Origin of the sequence: Plantactinospora sp. WMMB334 (genome assembly GCF_049179095.1) — a bacterium.
GTDB lineage: Bacteria > Actinomycetota > Actinomycetes > Mycobacteriales > Micromonosporaceae > Plantactinospora.
In genome coordinates this window covers 3188278-3205270 of the sequence record NZ_JBMHME010000002.1, presented here as the reverse complement: position 1 = coordinate 3205270, position 16993 = coordinate 3188278, and the positions used below count along the sequence as shown (strand labels likewise).

The 16993-nt window shown below is 70.4% G+C and carries 15 protein-coding genes; 9 read left to right on the top strand and 6 right to left on the bottom strand.

Annotated features, from left to right (window positions below):
• The first annotated feature begins 90 nt into the window (after positions 1 to 90).
• From ACN27G_RS13800 to ACN27G_RS13775, 6 genes are read left to right on the top strand one after another with little or no spacing between them, the layout of a single operon-like run.
• A complete protein-coding gene (locus ACN27G_RS13800) occupies positions 91 to 636 on the top strand; it encodes a VOC family protein (RefSeq protein ID WP_421493210.1) in 546 nt (181 codons plus the stop codon).
• Entirely contained in the window at positions 623 to 1618 is a 996-nt protein-coding gene (locus ACN27G_RS13795) for a hypothetical protein (RefSeq protein WP_421493209.1), read from the top strand. Before ACN27G_RS13800 ends, ACN27G_RS13795 begins: the two co-directional genes overlap by 14 nt.
• The gene (locus tag ACN27G_RS13790) at positions 1615 to 2619 is read left to right on the top strand and encodes a class I SAM-dependent methyltransferase (protein ID WP_421493208.1); all 1005 of its coding nucleotides are present in this window, start codon (positions 1615 to 1617) and stop codon (positions 2617 to 2619) included. Before ACN27G_RS13795 ends, ACN27G_RS13790 begins: the two co-directional genes overlap by 4 nt.
• Before the next feature lie 44 nt (positions 2620 to 2663).
• Positions 2664 to 3074, top strand: a complete 411-nt coding sequence (locus ACN27G_RS13785) for a cupin domain-containing protein (RefSeq protein WP_421493207.1) — start codon at positions 2664 to 2666, stop codon at positions 3072 to 3074.
• Between the two features lie 48 nt (positions 3075 to 3122).
• A complete protein-coding gene (locus tag ACN27G_RS13780) occupies positions 3123 to 4925 on the top strand; it encodes a gamma-glutamyltransferase family protein (RefSeq protein ID WP_421493206.1) in 1803 nt (600 codons plus the stop codon).
• 25 nt (positions 4926 to 4950) lie between these two features.
• A complete protein-coding gene (locus ACN27G_RS13775; protein WP_421493205.1) occupies positions 4951 to 5640 on the top strand; it encodes an FMN-binding negative transcriptional regulator in 690 nt (229 codons plus the stop codon).
• 42 nt (positions 5641 to 5682) lie between these two features.
• On the opposite strand, the gene ACN27G_RS13770 is transcribed toward ACN27G_RS13775, so the two are convergent.
• Positions 5683 to 6297 carry a response regulator transcription factor gene (locus ACN27G_RS13770; protein ID WP_421493204.1) on the bottom strand — a complete coding sequence of 205 codons (615 nt, stop codon included), beginning with the start codon at positions 6295 to 6297 and terminating at the stop codon, positions 5683 to 5685.
• A gap of 28 nt (positions 6298 to 6325) precedes the next feature.
• A complete protein-coding gene (locus ACN27G_RS13765) occupies positions 6326 to 6862 on the bottom strand; it encodes a GNAT family N-acetyltransferase (RefSeq protein WP_421493203.1) in 537 nt (178 codons plus the stop codon).
• A gap of 424 nt (positions 6863 to 7286) precedes the next feature.
• Between ACN27G_RS13765 and ACN27G_RS13760 the strand changes: the two genes are divergently transcribed.
• Positions 7287 to 7976, top strand: coding sequence for a response regulator (locus ACN27G_RS13760; RefSeq protein ID WP_421493202.1), 690 nt, complete (start codon positions 7287 to 7289; stop codon positions 7974 to 7976).
• Here ACN27G_RS13760 and ACN27G_RS13755 read toward each other — a convergent pair.
• Genes ACN27G_RS13755 through ACN27G_RS13745 form a run of 3 tightly spaced genes read right to left on the bottom strand, consistent with a single transcriptional unit; the run spans position 7953 to position 13092 of the window.
• Complete coding sequence (locus tag ACN27G_RS13755) at positions 7953 to 9872, bottom strand: RiPP maturation radical SAM C-methyltransferase (protein WP_421493201.1); 1920 nt, start codon at positions 9870 to 9872, stop codon at positions 7953 to 7955. The genes ACN27G_RS13760 and ACN27G_RS13755 overlap by 24 nt on opposite strands.
• Positions 9873 to 9878: 6 nt before the next feature.
• A complete protein-coding gene (locus ACN27G_RS13750; protein ID WP_421493200.1) occupies positions 9879 to 10193 on the bottom strand; it encodes a hypothetical protein in 315 nt (104 codons plus the stop codon).
• A gap of 31 nt (positions 10194 to 10224) precedes the next feature.
• Complete coding sequence (locus tag ACN27G_RS13745; protein ID WP_421493199.1) at positions 10225 to 13092, bottom strand: AfsR/SARP family transcriptional regulator; 2868 nt, start codon at positions 13090 to 13092, stop codon at positions 10225 to 10227.
• A 589-nt stretch (positions 13093 to 13681) separates the two neighbouring features.
• On the opposite strand from ACN27G_RS13745, the gene ACN27G_RS13740 reads away from it, so the two are divergent.
• Together ACN27G_RS13740 and ACN27G_RS13735 are read left to right on the top strand one after the other, a co-directional pair.
• Entirely contained in the window at positions 13682 to 14785 is a 1104-nt protein-coding gene (locus ACN27G_RS13740) for a branched-chain amino acid aminotransferase (RefSeq protein ID WP_421493198.1), read from the top strand.
• A 142-nt stretch (positions 14786 to 14927) separates the two neighbouring features.
• A complete protein-coding gene (locus tag ACN27G_RS13735) occupies positions 14928 to 16061 on the top strand; it encodes an NAD(P)/FAD-dependent oxidoreductase (protein ID WP_421493197.1) in 1134 nt (377 codons plus the stop codon).
• Between the two features lie 61 nt (positions 16062 to 16122).
• On the opposite strand, the gene ACN27G_RS13730 is transcribed toward ACN27G_RS13735, so the two are convergent.
• Positions 16123 to 16953 (bottom strand): SDR family NAD(P)-dependent oxidoreductase, encoded by an 831-nt coding sequence (locus ACN27G_RS13730; protein ID WP_421493196.1) that lies wholly within the window; start codon positions 16951 to 16953, stop codon positions 16123 to 16125.
• Positions 16954 to 16993 lie beyond the last annotated feature (40 nt).

Sequence of the window (16993 nt, the reverse complement as noted above, 5' to 3'; positions counted from 1 at the left end):
ACGCGAGCCGCTGGTCGCCCGCTGAGGAACGAAGCTCTGCGGGAGGACCGACCGTTCCTGTCCTACGGACGCAAAGACAGGAGAGAACCCTTGTCCCCAACCACACCCGACGTGGCCGTGCCGGACAAGCCTTCGGCTCGCCCGGCGCCGCTGATCGGGGCAATCAACCACGTGGGCATCCAGACCATGGACCTGGACAACGCCGTCAGCTGGTACCAGGACTTTCTGGGCTGCACGGTCTCCTGGGAGATGGACGCCGGCTTTTCCGACCTGAGCCTGCGGCGGCTGCCCGGGCTGGCCCGGCTGGTCGAGGTGGTGGTGAGCGACATCCGGCTGCACCTGTTCACCCGCGACCACGGTACGCACGGGCCGCCGGCCGGTGAGGTGAACCAGTTCCAGCACCTGTGCATCCAGGTCGACACGCCGCATCAGTTGCGGCTGTGGCGCCGCCGGTACCTGGAGCTGTTCGAGTCCGGCCGCTACACCTTCGCCCGCGCCGAGCCGGCCACCGAGATCGACATCGACGGGCAGGGCATGCAGAGCTTCTACGCGTACGACGTCAACGGCTTGGAGATCGAGTTCACCTACCTGCCCGAGACCGTCGAGGGAACGGACGCCGCCGATGCATCCCCTTGAGACACCGGCCATCGTCGCGACCGTCCCGTCCGGCCCGGAATGGGAGTTCGGCGGCCATCCGTACGGGCTCGAGCCGCTCGCCCTGCCCGCCCAGTGGCTGCCGCGGACCGTGGCCGCCGACCCGTCGTGGATCGAGCAACTGTGCCTGCGGCTGGCGCAGGTCTCGCCCGCGTCGGTCCGCGACCTGCGCCCGGACAGCGCCGAGGACATCGACCGTCTGTTCTGGTTCCGGTGGATCACCGCCCACCAGACCACCTTCCTGATGTGGCAGATGCTCGGGGCGATCCTGCACCAGGGCGAGGCCGGGCAGGCCGACGACGACCAGCTCGCCGCGAGGGCGCGGGCACTGGTGTGCGGATATTCGCTGATGCTGATGTATGGAAGCTCCGCTCCCCGAGTCATCTACGGGCCGGTCATCCGGATGCCGATGGCCCGCCAGCACGTCAACCTCACCGGCGCGTGGGCCCGCGACTATGCACCGGTGCGGCCGCTGATCCGCGGCAAGGTGACGCTCGGATCCGGTGCTGCGGCCGAGGCCCTGCGCCGCGAGTGCGAACTCAACGAGGAGGTCCACGAGGGGATCGCGGAGAAGGTCCTGTCCGAGGGTGAGGTGTCGCTGCTGCAGAGTCCCAAGCCGAAGTTCCGCCGGCAGATCCCCCGGGACACCCTGATGTGGCTGTACGACGGCATCTTCCTGACCAGCCGGGCGGCCGTCTCCCACCACGATGTGGCGGGCCAGCTGGCGCGCCGGCTGCACGCCATCTTTCTCGACGTCACCGCGAACGACCTGTACCCCTCCTTCGCGCCGAGCGCGCACGAGGAACCGCCCCGCCTGCGGACGCCAGAGGTGATGCGACGCAAGGCGGCACTGACGGACTGCCTCCTGGGAATCCTGAGCTTCGTGGGCGCGCCCGTCATCCAGGCCCACCCGACGACAACCGTCCAGGCTAGCTCCCCGATGCGAGAGTTGAGGATCACATGACCGCCGCGCCGTCCCACGCGATCGAGGAAGCCCGATACTGCGCGGACACGTTCAACGGTGCCGTGGCGGCGGCAGCTCTCAGCGCCGCCTGGGACATCGGCCTGTTGGACGAGCTTGCCGAGCGGGACACCGTCGACGTTCCCGAGTTCACCGCCCGCACCGGCACCCGCCCGGAGCCGGTTCGCAGGATCCTCGCCGCGTTGTCCAGCCGCCGGATCGTCGTCGACGCCGGACCGAACCTGGCCCAGCGCGGACCGGGATTCGAGCAGGCGTTCCGGACCAGGGGATTCTTCTACTGGCTGACCCGGGGCTGCGGGGAACTCTTCACCGACCTCACCGACCTGGTCACCGCCGACGCCGACCGCCAGATGCGCCGCGACTCCCGGGCCATCAGCGTGGCCTGCCGGAGCATCGCCCGCAACTTCTTCGATCCGCCGCTGCGCGACCTCCTGGACGGTCTCGACTTCACCACCGTCGCCGATCTCGGCTGCGGCAGCGGTGACCGGATCATCATGCTGGCCGGGCAGCGGCCCGATCTGCGGGCCATCGGTGTCGACATCGCCCAGGGCGCGTTGGCGGTCGCGCGAGAGGCCGTCCAGGCGGCGAACCTGGAGGCGCGGATCACGCTGACCCGCGACGACGTGCTCAGCATGTCGCCGCGGCCGGAGTACGCCGACGTCGATCTGGTCACCTGCTTCCTCATGGGGCACGACTTCTGGCCGCGGGACAACTGCGTGAAGACACTGCAGCAACTGCGCGAGACCTTCCCCAACCTGCGCAGCCTCGTCCTCGGCGACACCTGCCGATCCGTCGGCGTCGAGGGCCCGGACCTGCCCATGTTCACGCTCGGCTTCGAGACCGTGCACGCGGTCATGGACCAGTACCTGCCCACGCTCGACGAGTGGTACTCGGTCATCGAGGACAGCGGCTGGCGCCTGGCCGACGAGCGGCTCATCGACCTTCCCGCCTTCAGCTTCATCTTCCGGCTGACCCAAGACTGATCCGTCATCTGCGCCGCACAGCGGCCGTTACTGGAGGACGCCACATGGACACCGCTGCCCCGAGCACCGCCGTCGCGACCGGTGAACCGGCCGCGCGGATGGACCTGCCGCTGTTCCGCGAGATCCCCGGGCATCACCAGCCCACGCCGTTCTACCTGACCGACGACATGTACGGCGGGCTCTGCTTCGAACTTGCCGGTGGCGAGATCAGCGACAAGATCGGCAAGCCGGTGGCCGATCCGCACACCCACGAGTGTCCCGAGATCTACCTGCTGCTGTCGCCGAATCCAGGCGGTGCCGTGATCGAGGTGGTCGCCGACGGCCAGCAGCACATGCTGACCTCGCCGGCGACCTTCTTCATCCCGACCGGGACGGTGCACCACTTCGTCACCCGCAAGGCCGAGCCCGGCACCTACTGCCTGGGCCTGCTGCTCACCGGGGCGACCCCGCGATGACCGCGGCGGGCGGACTGCCGCGACGGCCCGCGACGAAGGGGTGAGCCGATGGGCGTCATGCGACCCCAACTGACCGGAACATCCGGCGCCGTGGCCTCGACGCACTGGCTCCCGGCCGCCGTCGGCATGAGCATCCTCGACCGGGGCGGCAACGCCTTCGACGCGGCCGCGGCGGCCGGTTTCGCCCTGCAGGTGGTCGAGCCGCACTCGAACGGCCCCGGCGGCGACGTGGTGATATCCATCTATCCGCGGTCGACCGGCGCGGTACGCGTCATCTGCGGCCAGGGACCGATGCCGCAGGCGGCGAGTATCGACAGGTTCGCCGCGCTCGGCATCGAACAGATGCCCGCGTCGGGCCTGCTGCCCGCGACGGTGCCGGGCGCGTTCGGGGCCTGGATGCGGCTGCTCGGCGAGTTCGGCACGATGCCGCTGGCCACCATCCTCGAGCCGGCGATAGGCTACGCCTCCCGCGGCTACCCGCTGCTGCCCGCCGCCGCGTCGACGATCGCGGCGATGGCTCCGCTGTTCCGGACCGAGTGGACCGCCTCGGGTCACACGTACCTGCCCGGCGGCGCTGTCCCGGCAGCCGGCTCGCGGATGCGCAACGTGACGCTGGCCGGCACCTATGAGCGGCTGGCCCGCGAGGCGCGGGCCGCATCGAGCGACCGCGACGCTCAGATCGAGGCGGCCCGCTCCGCCTTCTACGAGGGCTTCATCGCTGACGCGATCGACCGCTTCGCGCGAACCGAGGTGCTCGACTCGACCGGCGGCCGGCACCGCGGCATGCTGACCGGCGAGGACCTGGCGGCCTGGCAGCCGGCCGTCGAGGAACCGTACACGCTGCCGTACCGCGACTTCACCGTCCACAAGGCGGGGCCATGGTCGCAGGGGCCGGTATTCCTCCAGCAACTGGCGATACTCTCCGGCTGCGACCTGCGCGGGTTGGGGCTGGGCACCGTCGAGTACGTCCACACCCTTGCCGAGGCGGCCAAGCTCGCGTTCGCCGACCGCGAGGCCCGGTACGGCGATCCGGCACACACGCCGGTGCCGATCGCCGAGCTCCTGGCGCCGGAGTACACCGCGCGGCGGCGCGCGCTGATCGGCGACGACGCGTCCCTCGACCCCGAACCCGGGCGGGTGGATGGCGCCGAGCCCTGGATCCCGCAGGCCAAGCCCGAGCATCCGGGCGCCGACGAGCCGGACTGGATGACCCAGCTGCGCAGCGGCCTGCCCACCGTGACCCCGGCCGGGCCCCGCGCCGGCGCCGGAAACACCTGCACCGTCGCGGTCGCGGACCGGTGGGGGAACCTGGCGGTCGCCGTGCCGAGCGGCGGTTGGCTCAAGAGTTCTCCGGTGATCCCCGACCTCGGCTTCGCGCTCGGCACCCGCGGCCAGACGGCGTGGCTGACCGTGGGACACCCGAACTCGCTGGCGCCCGGCCGGCGCCCGCGTACGACGTTGAGCCCCAGCATCGTGCTGCGCGACGGCGAGCCGTTCCTGGCCTTCGGCACACCCGGCGGTGACCAGCAGGACCAGTGGACGCTCCAGGCGTTCCTCGCCATCGCGGAGTTCGGTCTCGAACCGCAGGCGGCGACCGAGCTTCCCGCCTTCAACATCGACCACTTCGCGCAGTCGTTCGCGCCGCGCCTGTCCCGGCCGGGTGTCCTGGTCGTGGAGCGCTCGTTCGGCCCCGAGGTTCTCGCCGGTCTCGACCGCAGAGGCCACCGGCTCGATGTGGTGCCGGAATCCACCCTCGGCAAGGTCTGCGCCGCCGGCGTCGACCCGGGCACGGGATTCCTGCGGGCCGCGGCCGGCCCGCGCGGTCGTCAGGCGTACGCGGTGTGTTGGTAGCCACTCGACGTTGAGGCGGTAAACCATGTTCGTGCCCAGCCACTACCGGATCGAGGATCACAGGTGGCACCGCCGGCTCATCGACGGCCATCCCCTGGCGACGCTCGCCACCAACGGCAGCGCCGCCCCGTGGGCCACCCGCCTGCCGGCTCTGGTCGCTCCGGGTGAGCCCGAGTCGGGTCCGCTCGTCGGAACCGAGATGGTCGGCCACCTCAACCGTGCCAATCCGCACTGGAGGTCGCTGGCGGATGGTACGTGCGCCCGGCTGATGTTCGACGGGCCGGGTGGGTTCGTCACACCCGCCGTCTACCCGTGCGACCCCTCCGCGCCGACCTGGAACTTCGCGGCGGTGCACGTGTGCGGTCGCATCCGGTTGATCGAGGGGGAGGAGGAGACGCTGGAGGTCGTCCGGTGGACGGCCCAGCGCCTGGAGGATCGCTTCGGCGCGGGCTGGGACCAGACCTCCTCCATCGACTATTTCCGCAGGATCGTGCACGGGGTGGGCGCGTTCCGGCTGTCGATCGAGTCGGTGGAGGCGCTGTTCAAGCTCAGCCAGGAGAAGCCCGCCGACGTACAGGAGTCGTTGATCCGGCGCTACGAGGCCGATCCCACCGGCGCCGGCTGGCCGATCGCCCGGCTGATGCGGGACGCCGGCATGGGGCACTCCGCCGCCGCTGGTTCGCCGGACGACACCGTCTCGTCCCGCCCCTCCTGACCGTCTCGTCCTGCCCTTTCTGACCGTGGCCCGCGCGACTGTTCAGCCGACCTTGTCGGTGATGGGTGTGGTGGGTCGGCTGAGGAGTGCGGCGCGGGTGAGTTCGGCTTTGTTGCCGGCGCCGAGTTTGGCGCGGATGCGTTTGACGTAGGTGTCGACGGTGTGGGGGCTGATGCCGAGTCGGGTGGCGATTTGTCCGTGGGTGAGGCCGTGGGAGATGTGGTGGAGGACTTGTTCTTCGCGTTCGGAGAGGTTGGGGTTGGGGTGGTGTGGTTGGTGGGGGGTGGGTGTGGTGTGGGTGTGGGGGGTGGTGGGGTTGCCGGTGGTGAGGGTGCGGATGGTGTTGATGAGGTTGTCGGCTGTTTCGCGTTTGTTGATGGCGTGGGTGGCGCCGGCTTGTAGGTATTGGTGGGTGGGTAGGGACCAGTCGCTGAGGAGGATGAGGACGGGGGTGGTGCGGGCGGTGTGGGTGATGGTGTGGAGGGTGTCGGTGGGGGGTAGGGCGTCGGCGTCGAGGATGGCGATGTCGGCGAGCCATGAGGGTTCTTCGGTGGGTGTGGTGCGGACGGAGATGATGGTTATGCCGGTGTTGTGTATGACCTGGTAGAGCCCGACGAGGTAGACGGGACAGCTGACCAGTACGTCGACGCGCAGCATCGCAACCCCCACAAGCGTCGTATCCGAATCATTCCTGGATCGTCGGGCGCGCGTCACGGCGAACCACCGCGTAAATCACCTGATCGCGCCAGGCACCACGATGAAAGTACGAACCGCGCAGCACTCCCTCCCGCTGGAATCCCACGCGTTCCAGGGCTTTCTGCTCGGCGTAGTTCTGTTTGTCGGTCAGCGCTTCCAGCCTGTTCACGGTGGTGTAGTCGAACAGGTAATCCACCAGGAGCCGCTGCGCCGCGGTGCCCAGTCCGCGGCCGCGGTGGCCCGGCAGGAGCGCGACGCCGATTTCGAAACAGGCTCCGGCGGTTCGGCTACGTAGCGCCGCGCGGTAGCTGACCACGCCGACCAGGACTCCGTCACCGGCGACCACGGCGAGCGCCGTCGTCTCCGGGCCGACGTAACCGTCCTTCTCCCAGCGCCGGCGCCGCGCGAGTGGATCGATGAAACCGGTCCACCCGAACTGCCCCAGCGCGTCCGGATCGGTGCACAAGCGGTCCAGAAATTCGAGATCCTCTTCCCGGAAGGCGCGCAGCACGAGTTTGTCGTCCACGAGATCTCCTTAGCGGCTTTGCCGGGACCCCAGTAACCACTCGACCTGAAGCACGCGGACCGCGCGTACCCTCCTCGACCTGCGGTGCGGCCCAGCGAGTGGGGGTGGAAGGTCTGACGGAGCGGGTGCGGCGATCGCGATACCCCAGGTCGATCGTCGTGCTTGCCGAACGATACAATTCGGCGGCCGTCAACGTCTTCCACCTGTGTTTGAACCGCGCGTTCCGTAGAGTCCCTGGCTGGATTACCCCGCCTCAACGCTCCGATTACCCCGGTCGGCGTGGTCTCCTCGACGCACCAGCGTCGCCGGCTCGAATTCAACGCCGTCCAGTCGTTGTTCAACAGATGTCCATCGCGGGCGACCACGATGTGGTTGACCACAAGAGGAAACCTGTACCGCGGCGCAGCGGGAAGTGTGGTGGGAGATGGTACGCGTCCTGATCTGTGACAAGCTTCCCGTCATTCGTAGCGGCCTACGCGCGTGGCTCGAGCACGAGCCCGACGTGGAGGTGGTCGACACCACCGGCAGCGGCCCCCACGCGATCGCGCTGGCCCGTCGTACGCGGCCGGACGTGGTGGTCACCGGCCTCGAGCTGCTCGGCCTCAACGGCGCCGACATGATCCGTCAGCTGACCAGCCCGGACCACGGGCCGGCGCCCAGGGTGATCGTCTACTCGGTGAGTGATGTCGACGACGTCGTCGGCGAGGTGCTGCACGCCGGAGCGAGCGGCGTACTGGTCAAGGACGCCGACCGGGAGGAGTTGGCATACGCCATCCGCGCGGTGGCGGCGGGGGAGGCGATGCTGGCTCCCGTGGTGGCGCGGCGCCTGGTGAACTGGTTCCGGCGGCGGGACACCCACCCCGAGGCGACGCTGAGCGCGGTCGTGGAGACGCTGACGCCGCGTGAGCGGGAAGTGTTGCTGCTCCTCGCCGAGGGGATGCAGCCGGACGACATCGCCGGCAAGCTCTACATCGGAGTGACCACGGTCCGCACCCACATCTACCGGTTGCGCGGCAAGCTCGATCTCAGGGATCGCGCCCAGTTGGTCTCCTTCGCGTACCGGGCGGGGCTGATGCGGCCGGCCCCGACCTCACCGTCCAGCGATCGCCGGTAGCGCCAGTGCCAACGCGAGCGAACCGTCCACAAGCATCAGCCCGCGCCGCCGAAACTCGTCGAACACCTCGTGGATGAGTTCCAGGGGCGGTTTGCCGTGGACCTTCTCGCGCACCGCCGACGCGGTCGTGGGACGGTCGCCGCAGGCCAGGTAGATGTCGGCCACCGTGCCGTGGAAGGTGTACGTGCCCTCCCGCCCCGGCTCCCGGACGTCGTAGATCTGCAGGAAGCCCGGCGTCGACCGGTAGGTCAGGGATGGCCGGTGGTCGTCACTCCAGGCCGCCTGCCACGCGCGGACCTCCCGACCGAGATCCTCGTACGCGGCATCCGGCAACGGGTCCACGGGGTCGTACTCGAAGAAGTAGGCGGCGCGGCCCAGGTTCACATCGTCGGGATAGACGTAGCGGTAACTCTGCTCCGGGGCACGGGAGCGCAGCGGAAAGGTCGCCTCGTCGGCGTAGAGCGGGCTGAATCGCTCCAGCCAGAGCCGGCCGGCGCCCCGAGGTGGCTGGAGATGCCGCAGGTGCGGCACGATGGCGGCCTGCTCGGCGTACTGCTCTGCGGTCTCACCGGGAAAACCCCAGATGATGTTCCACCCGACATCTATGTCGTAGTACCGGCACCAGCGGAGCAGGTTGACGTTCTGGGCGGCGGTGACGCCCTTCCGCATCAGGCGCAGCACCTCCGAACTCAACGACTCCAGGCCCGGCTGGATGCGGCGGAGCCCGGCCAGCGCCATCAGCTTCAGCTGCTCCCGGGTGAGGTTTGCCTTCACCTCGTAGAAGAACTCGTAACCGGCCTCCATCTCGATGAGTGCCGGAAAGAGCCGCTTGAGATAGGCCGGGCTGACGATGTTGTCGACAGCCTCGAAGCGGAAGCTGCCGTACCGCCGCACCTGCTGGCCGAGTTCGTCGAGCACCCGGGCCGGGGACTTGGCACGGAACTCCATCGTCGTCCCGTTGAGGCCACAGAACGTGCAGTGGTGTTTGGCCCCCCACCAGCAGCCCCGGGCTGACTCGAACGGGATCCAGAGCTGCCGCTTTCCGGCCTTCGGCAGCAGCGCGAGCCGCTCCGCCCGGGTGAAGTACTCGGCGTAGTCGGGCGCGGGCAGATCGTCGAGCGTGGGTAGTGGTGGCGCGGCGGCGGTGGACACCACGGTCCCGCCGGTCCGGCGTGCGACCCCAGGCACCGCGGAGGGATCGGTGCCGGCGGCGAGGGCGGACAGCAGCCCGGGAAAGGCGACGTCACCCTCGCCGATCACCGCGTAGTCGACGCAGTCGATCGAGCGCACCCACTCCAGCCCCATCTCGCCGTCGAAGTTGGCCCCGCCGAACACGGTGATCAACTGCGGCCAGCGCTCCTTCAACCGCCGGGCCAGGGCGAACGACGCGACGTTCTGCTGGAACGTGGAGCTGAACCCGACGACCCGTGCCTCATCCCACGGGACCGTGTCGACAAGTGCCTCCAGGTAGGCCGGCACGTCCTGCTCGCGGGTGCGCAGCAATCGATCCCGCACCCGGCCGGGCGAATCGCCAAGGTACGAAAGCTCGGCGGCGAACTCGTCGAGTAGTTTGCCCTCCCGGTCCGGGGCGTCGTCGCCGAAGGCCGCCGCGGAGAACAGCCACTCGCCGACCAGCCGGCCGCGGTGTTCGGAGAGCGCGCCGTAGTAGTCGACGCCAAGCCGCGCGGCGAAGTCGAGGTTCGCGTGCAGCGTCCGGACCGGAAAGCCGTACTCCTCGGCCAGCGCCTTGAGCAGTCCGAGTTGGATGGACGGACGGTAGACGCCCATGAACGGCATGGAGACGAGGATGACCGGCCAGGCGGGTTGCCGACCACGGGTGGCGCTGTCCGGCCGCGAGACGTAGAGCGGCCCGGCCATGGGAAGGGAGGCGCGCACCGCGGCCTAGACGACCAGGCCGATGTCCGACATGGTGGTGGTCCACTCCTTGCCGGGGGTGAACGCGGCGGCGAACTGCGCCCGGATCCCGTCCAGTTCTGCCGTCGCCTGAGTCGCGGACGCGTCCGCTCCGGCCAGATCTGCGCCGTGGGCGACGCCGCCGGCCGGGGTGGCTGCTCCGACGACGACCCCCGACAGCATCGCGGCCGCGACAATGCGCTTGAGGAGCCGTCGCTCCGCTGCCGTGAGCTGGGACTCCAGGTCACGGAGCTTACGCGCCAGCCCTTCGACATCGTCGTGGCCGTACTCGTCTTCAGACACGAAACCTCCCAAGTCGACTTGTGTGCTTGACCTACAGAGCGCGCATGGTATCGGCCAGATACAGCTTGGCTCTGACTTGACTGGCGTCCGGATGCTCGAGTTCTTCGAGGGTGACCAGGGCTTCCTGCCAAGCGTCACGGGCGGAGACCACCTCGCCGACGTCTGCGTGGATGTCGCCGAGACGTTCGAGCGCGCGGGCCTCGAAGTAGCGGTGCCCGAGCTTGCGTCGCAGGGCGAGCGCGCGCCGGTAGCGCGCGATGGCCTCCTCGGGGCGGCCGAGCAGATTGTTGATGTACCCGAGGCTGTCCCACGCGTGTGACTCGCCCTTCTCGTCCCCGACTTCCCGGTACAGCCGCAGCGCCTCCTCACAGTGGGCTAGGGCGTCCTGATGGCTGCCGAGATGAGCGTTGTACCAGCCGACAGCGTTACAGGCGTCCGCCTGCCCGGCCCGTTCACCGGCGTCTTCACACAGGCCGCGGGCCTGCTCAGCGTGGTCGAGCGCCGCACGGTGCTGCCCGCGCCGCTCGTACACCACCGCGAGGTTGAGATGGACCCGGGCCTGGCCGTACCCGTCGCCGAGATCGCGGTACAGCGCCAGCGCCCGCCGCAGGTGATCCTCGGCGTCGTCGCGGTCGAACCAGATGCGGAAATGGGCGATCCGCCGGTGTGCGCGGGCCCGGACCCGTGCGTCTCCCAGGCGCTCACCGGCGCGCAGAGCCGCACTGTGGACGGCGGCCAGATGGTGCCAGTGGCCACTGCGTTCGAGAAATGTCGTCATGGCCCAGGCGAGCTGCCAGGTGTGCGTATCGAAGCCGGCGGCCAGGGCGGTCTCGACGGCGCCGAGCAGTTGTGGGTGCTCGCTGACCGACCAGGCACGCGCCTGGTCGTGGTCGGCGAGGTCCTCCACCGCGACGCCCGGTCGGGGCGGCGCCAGCGCTATCGGCTCCCGATGCGGGTCCAGCAGGCGGTCCGCGGCGTAGGCGGTGTGCACCCAGTGGTCGAGCAGCCGGTGCAGTGCCGCGTTCCTGCACTCCTCAGACTCCTCGGAGTGCACGAGTTCGGTCGCATAGCTGAGCAACAGGTCGTGGCAGGCGTACCGGCCCGGGCGGCGCTCGGTGATCAGGTGCGCCCGGGCCAGCTCGGTCAACGGGAGTCGCAACCGGGCCACCGGGACGCCGGCGAGGCTCGCCGCCGCCGGTGCGGTGATGTCCGGACCCGGGTGCAGGCCGAGCAACCGGAACAGTCGGGCCGCGGACGGGGTGAGGGCGCGGTACGACCAGGAGAGGACCGTCCGTACATCACTTGTCGGATCGTCGCCGATCAGCGCGTCCAGGCCGCCGACCGCACGCAGTTGGTCGGCGAGCGCGGCGAGGGGGATGCCGGGGCAGGTGGCCGCACGCGCGGCCGCGATGGCGAGGGCGAGCGGCAGCCGCGCGCAGAAGTTGATGATCTCGTCCACAGCGTCGGGCTCGGCGGCCACGCGACCCGGGCCGAGCCGGCGGGCGAGCAGGGCCCGCGCCTCCGCGGACGCCAGCAGGTCGAGCGTGACCGGGTGCGCCCCGTCGGTCGCCACCAGGCTGGTGAGCTGGTTGCGACTGGTGACGAGCACGAGGCAGCCCGGCGAACCGGGCAGCAGCGGGCGGACGTGGTCGGCGTCGCGGGCGTTGTCGAGCAGGACCAGCACCCGCCGGTCCGCGAGCAGGCTCCGGTACAGGGCGGCCTGCGCGGGAAGGCTGCCCGGGATGCGTTCGGCCGGCACGCCGAACGCGTCGAGGAAGCCACGGACGGCCTCCGCCGCGCCGATCGAACCGCTCGGGTCGAAGCCACGCAGGTTGACAAACAACTGCCCGTCGGGAAACCGGTGCCGAACCCGGTGCGCGAAGTGCACCGCCAACGCGGTCTTGCCCACGCCGGCGGTGCCCGACACGGTCGATATGACCATGGCGGTGCGCCGGCCGCCGGCTGTCTCGGCCAGCAGGCCGTCAAGCTGTCGTAGGTGACCGTCCCGGCTGGTGAAGGACGCGATGTCGGCGGGGAGCTGCGAGGGCACCGGGTGCTCGGGAAGCCGCCGCTCGGCCGGTGCCGACGGGGCGCGCGGACCAGTGACCGGCACGGAACAACTGCCCGCGGTGTCGCCGCGCGGTCCTTCGTCGAGCAGTGCCGCGTGGGCGGCCATCAGCTCAGGTCCGGGGCCGACGCCGAGTTCGTCGGCGAGCAGGCGGCGTGCCTCGTAGTAGGTGGCGAAGGCTTGCGCGCGCCTCCCAGCCGCCTGGTACCCGCGGATCAGGCGGGCCAGGGCGGCCTCGTCCAGCGGCTGCTCCGCCACGGCCGCCTCCAGCGAGGGCAGGGCCTCGGCGGCGGCGCTGATGGCGATCATCGTTTCGCCGTATCGGGCCACGGCGGCGCGCCGCTCCTCGGCCAACGCGAGCACTTTCGGGTGGCTGGCGAGGACGGCGATGCCGGCCAGCGGACCGCCGTGCCACAGGCTCAGCGCCTCGCCGAACAGCTGAGCGGCCATGTGCTGGTCACCGGCGCGTCCGGCCCCGGCAGCGGTGCCGGCCAGGCGGCGGAAGCGCAGCAGGTCCACGTCGTCGGCCGGCAGGCGCAGCGCGTACCCGTCGCCCATGCTGGGCAGGAACTCGCTCAGGGTACGAGGTGGCCGGCCGGGCTCCAGGAGGTGGCGCAGGTGCTTGATGGATGTCTGGATCACGTTCGCCGCGCTCGGCGGCGGCGTGTCGCCCCACAGCGAATCGATCAGCTGGGCCCGCGACAGCGGCTCGCCGCAGCTCAGGGCGAGCAGACCGAGGACCGCTCGCTGGCCCTCCCGGCCCAGCTCGACCGGCTCTTCGTCACGCCACGCGCGGATCGGACCGAGTACCTGGACTCGCAAGGCCGCCACGTCGGCCCACCCCCTACGCACTCGTCCGCCGCCGATCGCTCGGCGGTCAAGCTGCGACCCTCACGCTCGGCGGACGGTCGCTCCCGCTCGACGGCGGGCGGAATCCACCGATTCTCCACCCCACCGCGGCGGTGCCTGAGGGGATCATAGTCGGGCTCAGTCACCGGGCATAGGGCATCCTCTATCGCGTTCCGCAGGTGGTGGGGGCCGCGGTTGCGGGACGGGCGTCCCGCACGCACGTCAGCGGTCTCGCTCAAGCCACGATGGTCGCCTGTTCCTGAACCATTCCAGTGACGGTCACCATCGGGGGTGCGGGAACGCCCCCACTTCCAGGGACTGGAGCACCGGTCCGGGAAGGGATGGACTGCTCCTGGTGAAGGACGAGCCATTGCCGACATCCGGAGCCGGGTCCGGCGGTCCGCGGACGCCGATGGTGCGCGATGCCGGCGACGATTTCATCAAGATCCTGCGGGTGAACGCTTCACTCGGCGGCCCGACCTCCACCTGCCTCAACGGAATCCACGCGGCCTCGCCGCTTCTCGGTACTGGGTCGGATCATGCACTCGTATCACGTTCCTGGAGGTGAATCGTGACAACCACGAGCTACGGCCCAGACGTCATTTTCGAACGGCAGGCCGGTTCGGCAGTTTCAAGAAATTCCGGCGAGCCGATTCCGAGCGGAAAGGGATTTGGCAGCGTCTTCACCGATCACATGGTCAGGATCGGCTACCGGGCCGGCGAAGGCTGGCACGGCGCGCGGGTGGAGCGGTTCGGGTCGGTGACGGTATCGCCGGCAGCGGCGGTGCTGCACTACGGCCAGGCGATCTTCGAGGGGCTCAAGGCGTACCGGGCGCCGGACGACCGGGTCCTGCTTTTCCGGCCGGACGCGAACGCCGCGCGGTTCCAGCGGTCGGCCCGTCGCCTGGCCATGCCCGAGATGCCGAGCGAGCTTTTCGTCCGCGCGGTGGAGGAACTGGTTGCCGCCGATCGTGGCTGGGTACCACCCACCGACCGGGGCAGCCTCTACCTGCGTCCTTTCATGGTCGCCACCGAGCCTTTTCTCGGCATGCGCCCCGCCGAGGAGTACCTCTTCTGTGTCATCGCCTCTCCGGCCGGCGGGGTCTTCTCCGGTGGGTCGGGCGCCATCTCCGTCGACGTCTGCCACGACTACTCCCGGGCGGCGGCGGGCGGCACCGGCTCGGCCAAGTGTGCCGGCAACTACGCGGCGTCGCTGCCCGCACTCCACCGCGCCCTCTCGTCGGGGTACGACCAGGTGGTGTTCCTGGACGCCGCGCGGCAGGCCGACGTCGAAGAGCTGGGCGGCATGAACATCTTCTTCGTCTTCCGCGACGGCCGGATCACGACCCCGCCGCTGCGCGACACGGTTCTCGCCGGCGTCACCAGAGACTCGGTCATCGCGTTGGCCGGCGCGGCCGGTCATCCGGTTGTCGAGGCCCCGTACACGATCGAGCAATGGCGAGCGGACGCAACCAACGGCCGGCTGAGCGAGGTGTTCGCCTGCGGGACCGCCGCGACGATCGTGGGGATCGACCGCGTCCGGCACCGTGACGCGGAGTTCACCGTCGGCGACGGTGGGGCCGGCCCCATCACCGCACGCCTGCGGACCCAACTGCTCGACCTTCAGTACGGACGCGCCGCCGACGTCCGGAACTGGGTCCGGGCCGTCCCCTGACCGGCGCGAGAGAGCCGGACAGGTTCGTGGCGCTCGTTCCGTCGTCGTCGGTGGCTCCGAGTGTGGCGGCGGTGTGGAGGTACCCGACGGATAGCGTGCAAACGGTCGCCCACGCGGGGACGGCCCCCTACCGTCGCAGGGTGTGCAGACAGTAGACGTCCTGGTCGTGGGTGCGGGCCTCGCCGGCCTGCACACGGCCCGACTGCTCGCCGAACGGGACCTCACGGTGATGGTGGTGGACCGCCGCCGGTCGCTGTCGACGGGCATCCGGACGACGGGGATCTTCGTCCGCCGTACCCTCGACGACTTCGACCTGCCGGACCACCTCCTTGGGCCCGGCGTCCGGGACGTGCTCCTGTATCCGCCGTCGCGGCGGGCGCCGATCCGGCTCACCAGTGACCGCGACGAATACCGGGTGGCCGACATGGCGGGCGTCTACGCACACGCGCTCCGGGCGGCGGAGTTGGCCGGGGCGCAGGTCCGGTTGGGCGTACGGTATGTCGGCGCGTCGGCCGGAACCGTGCGGTTCGCGGGAGCGGAGCCGCTGGTGGCCCGGTTCGTCGTGGGCGCGGACGGTGCACGCTCCCGGGTGGCCCGCGATCTCGGCCTCGACGTCAACCGGCGCTTCATCGTCGGCGCCGAACTGGTCCATCCGATCGCGTCCGGCAGCACCACTCCGACGTTCCACTGCGTGCTGGACCCACGCGTCGCTCCCGGTTACCTGGGCTGGCTCATCGACGACGGCCGGCACGCGCACCTCGGGGTCGCCGGATATCCGGACGCGATGCGCAGCGGCATCCGCCACCTGCTGGAGAGCTTCGCCGCCGACGCACCCGGCAGTACCGCGCCGACCGGCCCAATCGAGCGTCGGGGCGGTCCGATCCCGGTCGGTGGCGTGCTGCGCCGGCTCGCGTGCCCGGCCGGGTTGCTCGTCGGTGACGCGGCCGGGGCGGTGTCGCCGCTGACCGCCGGCGGTCTGGACCCGTGCCTGCGGATGTCGGAACTGGCGGCGGTGGTCACCGCCGAATACCTGCGTATCGGTGACCGCCGCATACTGCACCGCTACGACGGAAACGCGTTGCGGAGCCGGTTCCGGGGCCGGCTGGCGCTGCGCCGGATCCTCGCCGGCATCCGGTCTCCCGCCGTGGCGGAGGCGGCGGTGGCCGTGCTGCGCCACCGTGCCGGCCGTCTGCTGGCCGCACGGATCCTCTTCGGTGACAACTCGTTTCCCGATCTCGACCCCCGTCTTTCGAAGCCGAGGATCGACTACGCGTGACGGAACCCGGGCCGGCGCAACCGACCGGAGTATCGACCGGTGCCGGGAAGGAGGATCGCAGCTATGTTGTGGCCCGGGTGCGCCCGCGGTGGCGGCGGCTCGGGTCGCTGATGCGTTCCGCCAGCCTGGCGACCGCACGGCGGGGGAGCAGCCGGACGGCGTTCACGCCGAGCCGGTTGCGACGGCCGTCGATGACACTGGGGCCCGGGCAGTGCCGGTCGAGGTGGGCCAGTGCGGTTGCCACGACGGCCTCGGGCGGGCGCATCCGTGCTCCGGCGGTCGCGTCGTCGGTGCCGACGACCTGGTTGAACTCGGTGCTCGTCGCGCCGGGAGAGAGGGCGAAGACGGCGACCCCGGTGCCCCGGAGTTCCGCCCAGAGCGCCTCGGTGAAACTGAGCACGAACGCTTTGGCGGCGCCGTAGACGGCCATCCGAGGCGTCGGGGCGTAGGCGGCCATGCTGGCGACATTGATCACGAAACCGCCGCCGCCGGTGGCCAGGATCTGTGGCAGGAACGCCGCCGTGAGCTGGACCGGCGCGGAGACGTCGACAGCGATCTCCCCGGCGAGCCGCTCGGGGTCCTCGCCCGTGAACGGGCCGAAGGAGCCGAAGCCGGCATTGTTGACGAGGCTCGTGACGTGGATGCCCCGCTCCGCTGTCGCATCGCGCAGCTTCGCGCCGGCCGACGGCGTCGACAGGTCGAACGGGATCGGGTGCGCAACGACGCTGTGCCGGTCGCGCAGCTCGGCCGCAAGGCTTTCGAGCCGGTCGGCACGCCGGGCGACCAGGACAAGATCCGCCCCACGGGCGGCGAGGGCGGCGGCGAAGCTGCGGCCGATGCCGGAGCTCGCGCCCGTGATCAGGACCGTCTGGGTGTGGTAGGCGATGGCCATGCAGACACCGTACGCCAACCTGGCACCAAGTGCCAGATGG

Bases quoted from the DNA above. Each gene is read 5' to 3' on its own strand.
- ACN27G_RS13795 (WP_421493209.1), top strand. From the start codon at position 623: ATGCATCCCCTTGAGACACCGGCCATCGTCGCGACCGTCCCGTCCGGC.
- ACN27G_RS13790 (WP_421493208.1), top strand. From the start codon at position 1,615: ATGACCGCCGCGCCGTCCCACGCGATCGAGGAAGCCCGATACTGCGCG.
- ACN27G_RS13785 (WP_421493207.1), top strand. From the start codon at position 2,664: ATGGACACCGCTGCCCCGAGCACCGCCGTCGCGACCGGTGAACCGGCC.
- ACN27G_RS13780 (WP_421493206.1), top strand. From the start codon at position 3,123: ATGGGCGTCATGCGACCCCAACTGACCGGAACATCCGGCGCCGTGGCC.
- ACN27G_RS13775 (WP_421493205.1), top strand. From the start codon at position 4,951: ATGTTCGTGCCCAGCCACTACCGGATCGAGGATCACAGGTGGCACCGC.
- ACN27G_RS13770 (WP_421493204.1), bottom strand. From the start codon at position 6,297: ATGCTGCGCGTCGACGTACTGGTCAGCTGTCCCGTCTACCTCGTCGGG.
- ACN27G_RS13760 (WP_421493202.1), top strand. From the start codon at position 7,287: ATGGTACGCGTCCTGATCTGTGACAAGCTTCCCGTCATTCGTAGCGGC.
- ACN27G_RS13730 (WP_421493196.1), bottom strand. From the start codon at position 16,953: ATGGCCATCGCCTACCACACCCAGACGGTCCTGATCACGGGCGCGAGC.